The 13806-nt window shown below is 33.6% G+C and carries 13 protein-coding genes, 1 tRNA gene and 3 pseudogenes; 12 read left to right on the top strand and 5 right to left on the bottom strand.

Features of this window, described 5'->3' with window-relative positions; all coding sequences use genetic code 11:
- The first annotated feature begins 102 nt into the window (after positions 1-102).
- Positions 103-366: a GH-E family nuclease gene (locus tag MHI47_RS06780; RefSeq protein WP_340830130.1), complete on the top strand. Its 264-nt coding sequence runs from the start codon at positions 103-105 to the stop codon at positions 364-366.
- Here the strand turns inward: MHI47_RS06780 and MHI47_RS06785 are convergent.
- Entirely contained in the window at positions 359-718 is a 360-nt protein-coding gene (locus MHI47_RS06785; RefSeq protein WP_093534925.1) for a DUF4259 domain-containing protein, read from the bottom strand. The two genes, MHI47_RS06780 and MHI47_RS06785, sit on opposite strands and share 8 nt — an antisense overlap.
- Positions 719-1677: 959 nt before the next feature.
- Here MHI47_RS06785 and MHI47_RS06790 point away from each other — a divergent pair.
- A pseudogene (locus MHI47_RS06790) lies at positions 1678-1932 on the top strand (tyrosine-type recombinase/integrase); the annotation flags it as partial.
- 259 nt (positions 1933-2191) lie between these two features.
- Here MHI47_RS06790 and MHI47_RS06795 read toward each other — a convergent pair.
- The gene (locus MHI47_RS06795; RefSeq protein ID WP_340768865.1) at positions 2192-2743 is read right to left on the bottom strand and encodes a biotin transporter BioY; all 552 of its coding nucleotides are present in this window, start codon (positions 2741-2743) and stop codon (positions 2192-2194) included.
- A 300-nt stretch (positions 2744-3043) separates the two neighbouring features.
- Between MHI47_RS06795 and MHI47_RS06800 the strand changes: the two are divergent.
- A pseudogene (locus MHI47_RS06800) lies at positions 3044-3444 on the top strand (IS3 family transposase); the annotation flags it as partial.
- Between the two features lie 643 nt (positions 3445-4087).
- Here the strand turns inward: MHI47_RS06800 and MHI47_RS06805 are convergent.
- Entirely contained in the window at positions 4088-4300 is a 213-nt protein-coding gene (locus MHI47_RS06805; protein ID WP_093534918.1) for a hypothetical protein, read from the bottom strand.
- A 522-nt stretch (positions 4301-4822) separates the two neighbouring features.
- Here MHI47_RS06805 and MHI47_RS06810 point away from each other — a divergent pair.
- The 6 genes from MHI47_RS06810 (at position 4823) to MHI47_RS06835 (ending at position 10111) form a co-directional block, all read left to right on the top strand.
- The gene (locus MHI47_RS06810; RefSeq protein ID WP_093534916.1) at positions 4823-5995 is read left to right on the top strand and encodes a GerAB/ArcD/ProY family transporter; all 1173 of its coding nucleotides are present in this window, start codon (positions 4823-4825) and stop codon (positions 5993-5995) included.
- The gene (locus MHI47_RS06815; RefSeq protein ID WP_340830135.1) at positions 5934-7400 is read left to right on the top strand and encodes a spore germination protein; all 1467 of its coding nucleotides are present in this window, start codon (positions 5934-5936) and stop codon (positions 7398-7400) included. The genes MHI47_RS06810 and MHI47_RS06815 overlap by 62 nt, the downstream gene beginning before the upstream one ends.
- Entirely contained in the window at positions 7381-8532 is a 1152-nt protein-coding gene (locus MHI47_RS06820) for a Ger(x)C family spore germination protein (protein WP_340830137.1), read from the top strand. Before MHI47_RS06815 ends, MHI47_RS06820 begins: the two co-directional genes overlap by 20 nt.
- Before the next feature lie 118 nt (positions 8533-8650).
- Positions 8651-9388 carry a DUF4393 domain-containing protein gene (locus tag MHI47_RS06825; RefSeq protein ID WP_340830138.1) on the top strand — a complete coding sequence of 246 codons (738 nt, stop codon included), beginning with the start codon at positions 8651-8653 and terminating at the stop codon, positions 9386-9388.
- Positions 9389-9495: 107 nt separating this feature from the next.
- Positions 9496-9753 (top strand): phage holin family protein, encoded by a 258-nt coding sequence (locus tag MHI47_RS06830; protein ID WP_093534911.1) that lies wholly within the window; start codon positions 9496-9498, stop codon positions 9751-9753.
- A 31-nt stretch (positions 9754-9784) separates the two neighbouring features.
- Positions 9785-10111, top strand: coding sequence for a hypothetical protein (locus MHI47_RS06835; protein WP_093534909.1), 327 nt, complete (start codon positions 9785-9787; stop codon positions 10109-10111).
- Positions 10112-10301: 190 nt separating this feature from the next.
- On the opposite strand, the gene MHI47_RS06840 is transcribed toward MHI47_RS06835, so the two are convergent.
- Both MHI47_RS06840 and MHI47_RS06845 read right to left on the bottom strand, forming a co-directional pair.
- Positions 10302-10383 (bottom strand) — tRNA-Val (locus tag MHI47_RS06840).
- Between the two features lie 721 nt (positions 10384-11104).
- Complete coding sequence (locus MHI47_RS06845) at positions 11105-12040, bottom strand: hypothetical protein (RefSeq protein ID WP_340830143.1); 936 nt, start codon at positions 12038-12040, stop codon at positions 11105-11107.
- Between the two features lie 215 nt (positions 12041-12255).
- On the opposite strand from MHI47_RS06845, the pseudogene MHI47_RS06850 reads away from it, so the two are divergent.
- The 3 genes and pseudogenes from MHI47_RS06850 to MHI47_RS06860 form a co-directional block, all read left to right on the top strand.
- Positions 12256-12387, top strand: a pseudogene (locus tag MHI47_RS06850) (hypothetical protein); the annotation flags it as partial.
- Between the two features lie 573 nt (positions 12388-12960).
- Positions 12961-13302: a hypothetical protein gene (locus MHI47_RS06855; protein ID WP_340830145.1), complete on the top strand. Its 342-nt coding sequence runs from the start codon at positions 12961-12963 to the stop codon at positions 13300-13302.
- Positions 13303-13328: 26 nt separating this feature from the next.
- Positions 13329-13673: a hypothetical protein gene (locus tag MHI47_RS06860; RefSeq protein ID WP_340830147.1), complete on the top strand. Its 345-nt coding sequence runs from the start codon at positions 13329-13331 to the stop codon at positions 13671-13673.
- Positions 13674-13806 lie beyond the last annotated feature (133 nt).

Below are 13806 nucleotides of genomic sequence, written 5' to 3' on the forward strand. Positions count from 1 at the left end.
TTATTCACTATTTCTGACCTTGATTGGCTTATGCCTTTCAAGGTTTCTTTTGTTAAAACTGAAATTAAGATATCAAAAACTGGAAGAGAAGTTATTGAGAGAATGTCTCAAGAAAATAAGATACAAGACGGTGAAAATAAATGGCGTCCCTTAAATGAAGCGGCCATGGCACACAAAACGGATGCCGTTACTTGGTGGAATGAAGTTCGAAGGGATTATGGTCCTAAGTCTAAAGAGGTAAGAGAATGGATGCTTGATTCCAATAATTATTATCTGGAACATTATAGTAGTTACGACACTCAAAGGCATAAAAAAAGACCGTCTATTGACAGTCATGTTCTTGAAGTTAAACTACTCATTATTTAACATTAAGTAACTTCTGTTTAAACTCACTCAACACTCTTTTTCGTTCTTCATAATCATCTTCACCGGCTTCTTCCCAAAGTTCAAGGTCTGCACCACGTTTAATCAATTCAATAGCATTCTTACGCACTTGTTCTTGAAGACACTTTTTATCTAACTGTATTGCTGAAAGACCAATATATACTAAAGACAGTACTTCCAAATCATCATCAATATTATATTTACCTAAATATTCCTCTAATATTATTTGAGTTGCTAATTCTACAGATTTACCTTCTTCCAAGTAATCAATAAAATCACCCCTTACATCACAAGTAGTATCATCATCAAATATTCCTGTTCCCCAAGCACCCATTATTAACACTCCTCAATCTTTTACCTTTAGTTTAACTGAAAACAGTTTTTATAAATAGAATTTCATAAGATTATTTTCTTCAAAATTACGAAGATATAGGGAACTATCAATATTCAACACATTCAAGAGAGTACTCATATTCACGAAACAATGCACCACCACACCACTCAAAAGGCACCCTCAATAGTCGCTACTAAAAAGAGGTGTCTAGGGAAATAATGAATAGGTTATATAAACACCCTCACAGCGTCTACAATGAGATATGAGAGGTCTAAAGAAGAAGAGGGATAAAAAAGGGGGAGGGGTGAAGGATAGAACTAGCCTCATGTGGACCGTGTAGAGAGGGTAAAGAGAGTAGAGAAAGAAGAAAAGAATAGGTAATGTATGACAAAGGAAAGGAGAGAGAGAGAACGGCAACCAACAAAAAGACAACAGAAAAAGAGAGAAAGGAATAACTGAAAAAGGGTAATTAAGTACAGATGACGCTATTAGTTCTGCTTATTGGAATTGGTATAGATTCACATAATAGGAAGGGGGTATTGGGAGTCTTAAGGCCTATAACACCCTCGACCGATGCCCAAACTAGATTAACACCATTTTTAAAACTGTATTGTCACAAACCTTGTTGTAGAAGGCAATTCTAAGCCTTTTAACTTTCATTCAGTGGGTAGTTATCCATCTCGAATTGTCTAAAAGGCAATGTAATAAAGGGATGGTTAGAGATTTAGCTAATATTTTAGCAGCGACTTTAAAAAATAAATTTGTGGAATTTTATAGAAAGTATTTCTCTGTTTTGGCGAAAATCATCAACACAACAAACTGAATTTATGATAGTAGAGTGAAATAGCCGTTTTGGAGATATTACTTTGCCCCTACATGAAATTTCACTATATACCACTTCACTATTTGAATAGAAACACCGGTTATCTGTTGTATTACGCACGGAAACAGGGTCAAAACAAGATCCTCGAAATGTGTTACATGCGTTGAAAAGACTGATTACCACTTCAAACGTAACCCGTATTCGATTCCATGATTTCCGTCATACCCACGCATCTATTTTAATTTCTAAGGGAGTTGATGTTGTGAAGGTGTCAAAACGTTTGGGACACGCGAATGCTAAAATTACCTTAGAAACATATGCTCACCTCGTACCAGATGAAAATTACGATTTAGCAGATGTTTTTGAAAAAACACTGGAAAAAATCTCGTGAGCAATCCGTGAGCATTTGTAAAATCCGAGGTTTAGTATAGGAAGTGTTCCGAAAGAAAAAAGCCCTTAAACGTTGTTATATCAACGTTTACAGGCTATAGGAAATGATGGTCCCGACTGGTCTCGAACCAGCGACCCCCACCTTGTCGAATTTGTAACCCCTGAAGTTTGTCAACGGTGACCGCTTCTTCTTTATATTCACTTCGTTCCGCACAAATATTTCCAACTAGCCATGAATTTTCCACTGAAACTCAGATTAATTAAACGGTTGCCTCGACTAAATGTGCTGTTTTTAGGCGGCGGCGTACTACAACACCAAACCATGCAGCTAGTACTGCTTTTATTACACCTACTATAATAAACGGTGCCACGCCACCCATAAATGCTGCTGTCCACGTCAAGTCAGCAATGATTTTTAACCAAACTGTCCCGAATAACAGTGTGACAACCATACCAATTAAATTTGCCACAATTGCATGTGAAATTGTGACACTAAATTTTCTCAAGTAAAGTCCCATAAGTATCGCTGATGGCAAGAATCCAATAATATAGCCACCTGTTGGCCCAACTACAATCCCTAATCCTCCTGAAAACCCACTGAATACTGGCATCCCTACTGCGCCAATTAATATATACACTATTACCGATAATACACCTAATCTCATTCCTAGAATGGTAACGACTAAACCGATTGCTAAAGTTTGCCCAGTAATTGGTACGAGTGGAAGAGGAATCGTCACCTGCGCGAGTATAGAAATAATTGCTGCGCCAATTGCTGCTAATACATATTGATAAGTACCACCCTTTTTCAAAATAAACTGCCCCCTTTAATGTGTTAACCTGTTTTTTTATTTTGGTTAACACAAAGGTAAAACACTTCACTTATATTGTCAATGAAAATTTTTTAAAAAAATTTCAGATGATATCTATTCGAATGCATAGTCGGTAGAAAAAAGCAGTAGCCGTCCCTCGATTAAAAAAAATGGTGTAACAGTAAAAGAAGACTATTAATTAAAAACTTGCAGTGACCTAAACAAACGAGACAAATAAAAACACCTTTCGTTGAAAAACGGGTATACAAAACCTAAATTCAATGCGGAGATGTTTTTTCTATGGGTACAAGAGTCAGTTATCCAGTAGAAGTAAAAATGAAGGCTATTGAAATGCGATTGGCTAAGGTACCTGTAAAAGAAGTAATGGAAGAATTAAATATTCGAAACTATACGCAGTTGAAAACATGGATGAGATGGTATCGAAATGGAGAAATCCACCGTGTTTACCAACGAGTTGGCAAACAATATACCTTCGGCAAAGGACCGGAATATGAAAGTGAAACAGCCAAACTACAGGCCGAGAATCGGTATTTGAAACAGCAGATTGAAGTCTTAAAAAAGTACGAGGAATTGGAAAGGAAGTGGCGCCAAAAGTAGTGATTCAATTAGTAGAAGAGTTAAAGGGTGTAATGCAGGTTGGAGAGATCTGTCCTCACCTTGGCGTAGGTTGCTCATCCTACTTAGGTATGGTTTTTTCTTTTTAGACCTAGATAATATAATAGGAAATTGTGTGTTGTTATAATTTCAAAAAAAACGTTTTTAAATTCGTCACACATCGGTCACGTAACACTAATTTTTACTTATTTTAAAGGCTATAAATGAAATTGAAAAAAGCCTAAAACCGTTGAGGTTAAAGGCTTTTGAATAGATGGTCCCGACTGGTCTCGAACCAGCGACCCCCACCTTGTCGAATTTATCTCGCTTATATAATCTAGATAAACTGAGTTCGATTAGATTAAATAAGTCTGGTTTAATAAGGTTTTCGAGACAGTGAAAATCATTTCAGTAAAGTAAGATCGGTACAGAAAATTAATTATGAGGACAAATTGCGGACAAAAGAGTAGACAGGTGGTCTGTATTACTACTTTTATGAAAACAGTGTGTAACAGTTGTTTCTTAGTTTCCCCTCATTATAAAACATCTTCATATCATTCGTTTTTCATTTTTTGAGCTACCTTCCATAGAAATTCATCTTTAGCAAATACAAATCAAAGATAAATCGTTCATCAGTGTAACCATATTTATCAAGGACAATTTTTAAACAATCAGTAGATCCAAAGCCAACATGCAATTCCCCTATTAATTCTCTTTTAGGCTGAATTTCTATACTAAAACTGCTCCCATCTCAGATTCGAAACCGTAAACGACATGCTTAGATCTCACTTTATTTTGGTAGTCTTTTACAATCAATATTCCGGAAACAATGGTTACAGGATTGGTACTTAGGTTTCTTAAGGAAATATCTAAAAGTGCGGTTCCATCTTCAGGCTTTATGGCTCTCAGATGTTCACCAATTATTTTAATTTCAAATTCCAATATGTAATTTCCATGGAGCACGGAAACTATTCAGTAGTTGAATAAGAATAGAGACTGGGACATAGCTAGTCTATCAATTAAAAAAACGTGAAATCGGTCAACTTGATTTCACGTTTTTTTAGGTAGCTTATTTCTTGTAAGAAATACTCCATTGTAGTTGTTTGGGAGATATCCTTATCCTGGTAAGCATCCGCTGTAATAAAAAACTATAAATAATTGTAATTAAAGCCTCGCAAACTTTACTAGGTCGTAAAGTTTGCGAGGCTTTTTATTTTCGGTGAATTTTATCTTAACCCTTTTTTGTTTTAGAGGAATCCTTAGCTAGAAGGTTTTCTCTGCGTAAAGATAAATCTCTCCAGTAATAAGTTGTACCAGGATGTTATCGTTTTCGAAAAAACACATCCTATTTAACTCCACTTAGTTTATTTATGAATAGTTCTCAATTTATATCTATTTTACCTTATAAACACTTTAAAAGTTGTCAAAACTAGAAAGTATTATAAAACGTTAGAAGGTATGAATTTGAAAAAAGTCGGTCCAATAAGTATTTTACACGTTGTTGCTTTATCCATGACTATGATTGGATTAAAAAATCATGTCACTATTCTACCTCCTATTCTAGAGGTAGGAGGTAGAGATGGGTGGATTTCTGTCATATTGGCTGCAGTAATCATGGGCTTATGGATTTTTATACTTGTTTATATTTATAAGCAAGCTAAACAGAGGCCATTGTTGGAGTGGCTTCAGGAGGCAACAGGTCCCAAAACTAGTACAATTTTTCGTTACGTAGTAGGGATCTATCTGTTCGTATCGGCGGCCTTTACAATGCGTGAAGCGATGCAATGGGTGAAAACAACCTTCTTGCCTACCACCTCCATTATCGTCTTATTAATAATTTATATCGTTTTGTGCATCCTATTAGCAACTAGCAGTATTCAAACTATTGCCATTGTAAATGTCATGGTCTTGTTTGGTGTTTTAGTTTTAGGTTTTTTTGTAGCCTTTGTGAATATTCAAGTGAAGGATTATTCATTACTACGACCTTTTTTGGAGCATGGCTGGGAGCCAGTGCTAAAAGCCAGTGTTTTTCCTGCTGCAGGTTATATCGAGCTAATACTACTTCTCTTTTTACAACAACATATTAAGGACAAGATGAGATGGTTCCATTTTGCGATCATTCTGTTCTTGTTAATGGGGCTAACCTTAGGTCCATTATTGGGGGCTATTACAGAGTTTGGACCACACGAGGCAGCCGAACAAAATTATCCGGCATATGAGGAATGGGGTTTAGTTACCATTGGGCAGTTCATTGAACATCTAGACTTTTTTTCCATCTACCAATGGTTAACTGGTGCCTTTATACGTGTTGGACTTCTCTTATTCATCACAGTTGACCTTCTTAAAATGAATAAAAAGAAGTCTGTATGGTTCATATTAGCCCCTGCGTTCTTTATCCTTTGTATGATTTTAACCGTAATAAATGACAATTTATTTCTTTTCATCAAAGGTAATTACTTTCTTATAGCTACTTTCGTATTCTTTTTACTCGTATCAATCTTCCTGTTCTTGATAGCTTTCTTTCATAAAAAAACAACTAAAAAAGAGAAAAAACGTAGGAAAGGAGGTAAACAAAGTGAAACCACCGGAGGGGATACTAAATCTTCACACAATAAAGGAACTATTCAAGAAGAATGAAGATGTCATATTTCAGTTGTACAACTACGGGAAATATAAAGTCCATTTTATCACCTGTGATTCTATGATCGATCTTCAACTACTAAATGAGACCATTGTTCCACGGGTACAAGAAACGTGTAGTGAGGTTAGCGAGGAACCACTTGAAGAGTTCATTTTGAATAAGCTTTATATACCAGATTTACAAAAGGTTAAGACAAAAGAAGATTTAATCTCAAGAATCTTTAATGGTTTTCTAATTCTTTATTTTGAGGATGAAAATCTTACGCTCTCAAGTAATATTGCTAAAAAGCCGAATAGAAATCCTGAGGAGTCTAGGATGGAAGTACTTATTAAGGGGCCAAGGGATAATTTTATTGAGGATATATCGGTTAATATTGCTTTAATAAGAAAAAGATTACCTACCAATTCCCTGAACGTGGAAAAACTCGAATTAGGAAAAAGGTCAAAAACGACAGTTGCCGTACTTTATATGGATGATATTGCTAATAAGGATATTCTGAAGGATATTATGAGTCAATTAAATGAAGTGGATATTGATATCGTTTTTAGTGGTGAACTGCTACTAGAAATGATAAATAAAAGATCGCCTATCTTCCCAAGAAATGATTATACAGGTCGGCCAGACTTTGCTGTACAAGCTTTAGTAAGGGGAAGGTTTGTTATTCTAGTAGATGGTGTCTCTTATGTAGTCATTACTCCTGTCAATTTGTTTTTACTTTTAAAAGCAGGGGAAGACGTGGAATATCCAATCGCTTTTAGTAGTGCGGAAAGAGTGCTGAGGATAATTGGTCTAATGATAGGATTAGCTTTGCCAGCCTTTTGGCTAGCGCTTACTACTTTTCATCAGGACCAACTACCCTTTCAATTACTAGCCACCGTTGTTCAAAATAATTCCGGACTACCGTTGCCCTCAGCCGTTGAAATGCTGACGATGCTTGGTATGTTTGAGTTATTTAGGGAGGCAGGCTTACGATTGCCAAGCGTTATTGGTGGAACCATAAGTGTAGTAGGTGGTCTAATCATAGGGGATGCAGCTATAAGAGCAGGCTTAACTAGCCCTGCAATGATTGTTGTGATAGCTATATCCACAATCGCCACCTTCACTTTAGTGAATCAGTCGCTTGTCACTGCTGTAAGTATAGTTCGAATCATACTCATACTGATTACATCTATTCTAGGATTGTTTGGATTTTTTATTGCTTTATATTTTTTATTGCTTTATTTATCAAATATCAGAATATTTGGAGTTCCTTATATGAATATTGCAACGGATTTGAGCTGGTCAACTATTAAAAGATCTCTTATAAGGCCTGCGCCCAAAAACTATAAAGAACGTCCTCATTCTTTAAACCCTCAGGATTCTACTCGAATTGGAGGAGAAGATGATGAAGAGAATAACTAAACAATTGTGCATTCTTTGCTTAGTTCTACCTCTACTTACCAGCTGTTGGGATGTGGATGAACCAAATAGAATACGATACATCTATGCAATAGGGATAGATTATAAAGAGGATAAGTATGAAATACATGCTCAAATCATCGACTTCATCAATATTGCAAAAACGGAGCAACCAAACCAGGATGCTATTCAGGTGGAAGTTGGCAAGGCTAAAGGAGACACTATAGAAGAGGCATTCTTTGAATTGTATAAATCGACGGATTTGAAGTTATTCTGGGGGCATATGACATATATGGTACTTTCAGAGGAAGCGCTTAAAGAAGGAAGAGCTAATGTTGTTATTAACGCCTTTTTAAGATTTAGGGAGATTAGATATCAAACGTGGGTATATTCAACGAATGATCCTATCGGTGAAATTATGTTGCTAAATCCTCTTTTTAACAGCGCCATGACTAGACTTAAACTAGCAGATCCTATGAGTTCATACCAACAAGAGTCCTTTGTAGAACCAATAGATTTTCGGAAGCTCGTTATCCGTTTAAATGAACCTAGTTACGAAGTAAACATACCCTATGTGAAAATAGACGATAATTGGGAGAATGAAAAAGAAAAAGATAAACTACCGAAATTCGAGGGAGTAGGTGTCGTTACTCCAGATGAATTTAAAGGCTTTATCTCAGGCGAAAAGATTAATGGATTACAGTGGATGACTAAGGAAACTAAAAAAGGGGAAATTACAATTCCTCGTGAAGATAAGTTTGTTTCGATTACTATAGATAATCTAAAAATAAAAGTAAAACCTAAAGTTCAAGGCAATGATGTAAAATTTGAAGTAAAATTAAATATGAATGCTTTACTAAGTAGCTTTGAAGGAAAAATTACTGAGAAAGAGATTCGCCAATTTGTGAAGAAACAAATAAAGAAAGAAATCGAAGAAACCTATTTAGAAGGACTGGAAAAAGACGTGGATATTTATCGTCTATCAGAATATTTGTACAGAAGTGATGTGAAGAATTGGAACAAAGTACAAAAGGATGGCAAAGTCCCCTTGACAGAAAACTCTATTAGCAGCATAACAATAGATGTTAATAAAGTTTATACAGGGAGAAAAGCATTTAAAGAAACAATTGAGTAGCTTAATTGCTTGTTCTATAGGAAATAAGGGGATAGGATAGAAGAAAATGTTCTATTTTCCTTATTAATTTATAAAAAATGATAAATACCCTTGACAATAAATCAAACAGGGTAAACATATGGGTAGAAAAGCGGGGTTCTCACCTAAAGCTATGCAAAAAGCTATTGAGCAGTATAGCAATAGAGCTGATAACAAAAATGCAGGGGTATTTTTAAAGCACCATATGGAAAAGTATAAAGAAAATATGGAGAAAATACCTGAAGAAGAAATAGCTATTGTGCCACCTACTTTAGGTTTAAAGATAATTGACGAACTTTTAACAGTAACAAATGAAGATATAGCAGAATTATTTATTAATTTACTCACGAATGCTTCTACTCTATCTGGAGTGAGATATGCACATCCAAGTTTTATCGAAGTAATTAAAAACATAAGTGAAGATGAAGCTAAGATAATAAACGAAGTTTATCATAGACAACAAAATAATGTTCAATATACCTACTTAGCAAAACTAGATGGAGGAGTTATTCCTTTAACAGATAAAGTTAACAACGTTGCAACTTTATTAAGTTTAAATTTTGAGGAAAATTCAACCGTTTATATGGAAAATTTTATTAAACTAGGTATACTGGAAGACACTAGTGTTTATTATGACTTTCAAATTGATGAATTTGAGAAACTAGAGCACATTTTGTTAGAAAAAAAGAAATTGTTTGAAGAAAGAGTTTTTGAGCAACAAAAGAATGGGAAGTGGTTGAATGCAAGTATTATCCTCAATAAGGGAAATTATATTTTAAGTTCCTATGGTAAAAGTTTTGTAGATAGTGTTACAAGTAATAAAGCTAGCACCGATTAAGACTTTTCAATTGAAATTCTAAACAATTCAGAACGTCCACATGGACGTTCTTTTTATTATCCATATATCTAAAGGGGGACTGAGGATGATGGAAGGAGAGAAAGCAGGTGACACGTTTGCAAATTACAGGATTTAAATCAATCGGAGCGTTATTAGCTGGTTTTGCTATGTATATGCTCCAAATTGTAAACGAGGCGATAGTTGTCCTCGTTTTTTTAATGTTTCTAGATATGCTAACAGGTGTAATGAGGTCATTTTTGACAAAGAGTTGGAACCTACTGTGTGGTAAAATAAGTTTAAATGAAATGCCAGAAAATTTGTATATAGTTCTTAATTATAATTATTGTCTTCCGATAACAATTTAGTGGACAAAATCTAATATTATCGAGGGATAAAATGAAAAAGAAGAGGAAAAAACGAAAAGCACTAAAGTATTTCTTTTTAATAATTTTGATCATATTTTTATTCTTTGGTCTCATGAGTTGCGCTAAAGACATGGAAATAATAAAAAAAGAGAAAGCAGAAGAATTTATTTCTTATTGTGAAAATCCCTATGCGTTTTGGAAAGGTGTTAATGGAAAAAGCTGTGATGATGCAAGAAAAACTTATTATGAATACACAGATGAAGAGTGGAAAAAAGCAAAGAGGAGTTTAATAGAAACCGAGGGTATTACTGAGGACGACTATTTATCTGACGTAATAAAGGAAGAAAGGCAAGAGTAATCCTAATTTAGAGAATTGGTTATTGTGGTAGGGGAAATTACAAATAGTGGTTTATATTTATAGGTTTTACGATAGATTTATTTAAATTTTTGCACCATATTTGCACCAATCATGAAAATGGAAATAAAATCAATATAAATAAAAAAGTCGTAAACCTTATTGTAGCAAGGTTTACGACAGTGATTTATGATGGTCCCGACTGGTCTCGAACCAGCGACCCCCACCTTGTCGAGGTGGTGCATAGTTTACAGAGTGTTCTAGAAGTCTTTGCTTATAAGGTTTCATTGTTTATTAATTTTACATTATTTTATTAATTGGGGACATTCCGTCGCCATTATGTCGCCAATAATACGCCCTCTAAAGCCAAGTTTTTTGTATGTAGTTACTTTAATAATTAATTATTCATTTGTTGTAGATGAATACCGAATAGGTAGACTGAAAGAATGTCACATTAATGCGTTATATTTTAAGAATCCAGTCTTTTACTAGATTGGGTTCTTTTTTATATTCTATTATTCATGTTTGTTTTTATAGGAGCAGCTACAACTTAGACTAGCCCAGGTTGATAGTAAATCTATCGGGGGGGATGGTTACAGGTTAAACGCTATTCACCTAAGTGTTAACCACTTGAACAGATGCTTACTGAAAAGAGGTACTAAATATTTGTAAGTTTTAATATAGAAATAGAAGAAATTATCACAGGTGTATCTGAGATTATAACTTTTAATAACCCTAAAAAATATGATTATTCTACATTGGTTAGATAGATTTTAAACTTATTATAAGTAAACTTATTTTTTTATGAAGATGATATGTGAGAACTGTGAGCAAAGCCATTTTGAAGGGTTAGTTCAAAGCTATGGAAGCCCTATACTTTCCGAGGAATTAATACACTTGATTCTAATATAACCCGTTCTCGATATAGCTACATGGATTTGATTGTTAAACGAAACGAAAACCTCTTAGGGAAAATTCTAAGAGGTTTTTTTGTAATCAAGAAAGTACTTCTGTTTGTACTAATTTAATATACTTCAAATGTGTTTTATTTAGTCCATTGATGTTGCTAAGATTTTTTAGCATATCTTTATTTGTATGCATAGGTTTTAGTAGTTCTTTTCTTTTAGAAACAAAACCGTTTGAGATTAGGAAATTATTAGTTAGAAAAATTCCATTTATATCTAGTATATATTCAATTATTTTAAATATTTTTTCAATGTTTCTAGTTGTACTTTTAAAACAATCATTAAACATCATTGGGAGTTTATTATGTGCAATCATTTCCAACATTTTTAAAAGTTCGATACTGAAAGAAGGCTCAATACCGCTTTCTACATAAACTCCATTGTCAATTACAATAATATCGTGTGATTTTGAGAAATCAATTATTTCACGTAAGGATTCATTGTGGAGAGTAACTTTGGGATAACTTATACCTTTATTAGACCACGAGCCTAGATGTCTAAGTGCAGCCGCTGTCATTGGATATGATTTTAATAAAGTTAAATAAATATTGTTTTTGGATGGCACTTGATAACATAGGGATTCTAAATCTACCCTTTTGAAATACTCAATAGAACTATATGTTAACTGTTTTACAGAGCTTTCGGGCAGAGGGCTTTTTTTAAAGCCATACTTCATGGCAGCTTCATCTGTGCTAACTAGGTTTTCAAATTCACTATTTCTAATTGCAACTACTACTAATGCTCTAATCTCAATTGAAGCATCAAAAGGTTCAAAATGAGTTGCTTCTTCTAATCCAATTGTTAAAATAGCTCTTCTACTTTTAACATCATTCCAAATGCTTAAAAGGGAATATAGACGGGGAGTAATGTCTTCAATAATAGAATCAACCACTATAAACGGTAAGTTGTAGGAGTTCAAAAAAGGTTTTAGTATCTGTTCTTCATACGTTTTTACAACATCCATCATAAAATCACTTCTTTCTAAGTATTTCTCCTTTTAATTGTAAGACCTAACAGATATTAATAGTAGGCTTATATTGCTACTTTTAAGAATTTATTTTTCCTATATTCCCAAATTACAACCATTACTTTTACAATAGAAAATGTAAGAACATATTAGGAAGTGGTGGTTGCCCAATAATTGTGAACGGAATATATGTCTGAACCTTTGATATAACTGCTAAAGTAACTCGCTATACATTACAAAACGCTACAGCTGTAGCTGTATTATTCTTAACTACAGAAGCAGTAGTAGCAGATATTCCAGAAGCAGACGGCGGTATGGGTATGCCTGATATGGGCGGCATGATGTAATTCTTTTTACATCAGTTTCTGTGAAGTAGTGTAAATCACAATTAGTACAGTTATAACCACTTCTCATAATTAGAGAGGTGGTTATTTTTTATGCTTTTGAAATTTGCTTCTCAAGATTTTTTAGCGGATAGAAAGACACGCATAATACATTGAATAACTTAAAATATATAAAGAAGAAAGCTTATGAAAAAAACATACACCAGTTAAGTTTAAATCCAGCCTTTATTTGGACTGGGTTCTTTTCATTGTCTCAAAGAGCAGACGTACATACATAATCAGTCTCATAACTAACCTCTAGAAGCCATTAGAATCATTTTTAAGGCTTCTGTTTAGTAAAGTGACAATTATATCTATGGATAGTCTCTGATAGTTGTAACGCTTAATATGCAGGTTTAAATACTTAAGTGCTATAATAATAGTTATAGCACCTAATTAATGTAAAATAAATATATATAATGAACTATTTTTGGTTGCTTATTGAGAGTTTGATATGTACAATAAGAACTAATAGAAGTAATAAAGTATTTATATTGTATAAAAGATAGACTTACAAAAACAGAAAGTGGTGAAAAATTGGATAATCAAATGCTAATTGAAGAATATGTTAAAAATGAAAAAGACAAAAATATGTTACTAACTGCAACTACTTTGAGTGAAGAAGATTTAAGTATTCAATATACACTATTAGAAATTTATTTAAATACACTAACAAAGCTATATGATTTTGAAATCATATTAAAAGACAAACGAACGTACAAATTGGACACTTCTAAGTATGTTGTTAGGGTAGCTATTTTAGATTCAGGTGACTACTGTTTTTATACAATAAATAAAAGGACAAATCAGAAAGGAAATTATAGAAGAGCTCTTAGCTTCAGAGCTTTTAAATTTAGTCTTGAAAAATTCGTCTTATGATAAATATTGTAATGGAGGGAAATGTTGTGATTATAGATAAAGAAATTTATAGAGAATTTATTAAAGATGAATATAAACTTCAATTCTATTTAGGTGAAGATGAAGAGCCCGAAATAGTTAGTCAAATTTTGTCCATTATAATAAGATATCTAAAATCTTTAGATGAAGAAGGGGATATCGAGAACTTTTCCTTTGAGGGAAATCGATTTGAGATTAATACACCAAGATATCTTATATATATATTGGTCATTCACAGTGGAGATGTTTTTCGGTATACTCTCAACAAGAAGACAAATCGTAAAGTTAATTATGATAAAAGAATGGGCTTGGATTCAAGAGCAGTTCTGAAAATGATAGGAAATTTTCTATGAAAAGGGAGCGAATATGCTCTCTTTTTTAATTTATTTTAGAAAATTTATATTTGGGGGATTTTGGTACAGTTATTAGGAAATTATACCTGAAGAATTTATTCTGAGGCCATTTTTGATACTATTAATAAGCATA

It is taken from the genome of Psychrobacillus sp. FSL H8-0487 (genome assembly GCF_038008385.1).
GTDB lineage: Bacteria > Bacillota > Bacilli > Bacillales_A > Planococcaceae > Psychrobacillus > Psychrobacillus psychrotolerans.

Bases quoted from the DNA above. Each gene is read 5' to 3' on its own strand.
- MHI47_RS06825 (WP_340830138.1), top strand. From the start codon at position 8,651: ATGGGTAGAAAAGCGGGGTTCTCACCTAAAGCTATGCAAAAAGCTATT.
- MHI47_RS06785 (WP_093534925.1), bottom strand. From the start codon at position 718: ATGGGTGCTTGGGGAACAGGAATATTTGATGATGATACTACTTGTGAT.
- MHI47_RS06820 (WP_340830137.1), top strand. From the start codon at position 7,381: ATGATGAAGAGAATAACTAAACAATTGTGCATTCTTTGCTTAGTTCTA.
- MHI47_RS06780 (WP_340830130.1), top strand. From the start codon at position 103: ATGTCTCAAGAAAATAAGATACAAGACGGTGAAAATAAATGGCGTCCC.
- MHI47_RS06845 (WP_340830143.1), bottom strand. From the start codon at position 12,040: ATGATGGATGTTGTAAAAACGTATGAAGAACAGATACTAAAACCTTTT.
- MHI47_RS06835 (WP_093534909.1), top strand. From the start codon at position 9,785: ATGAAAAAGAAGAGGAAAAAACGAAAAGCACTAAAGTATTTCTTTTTA.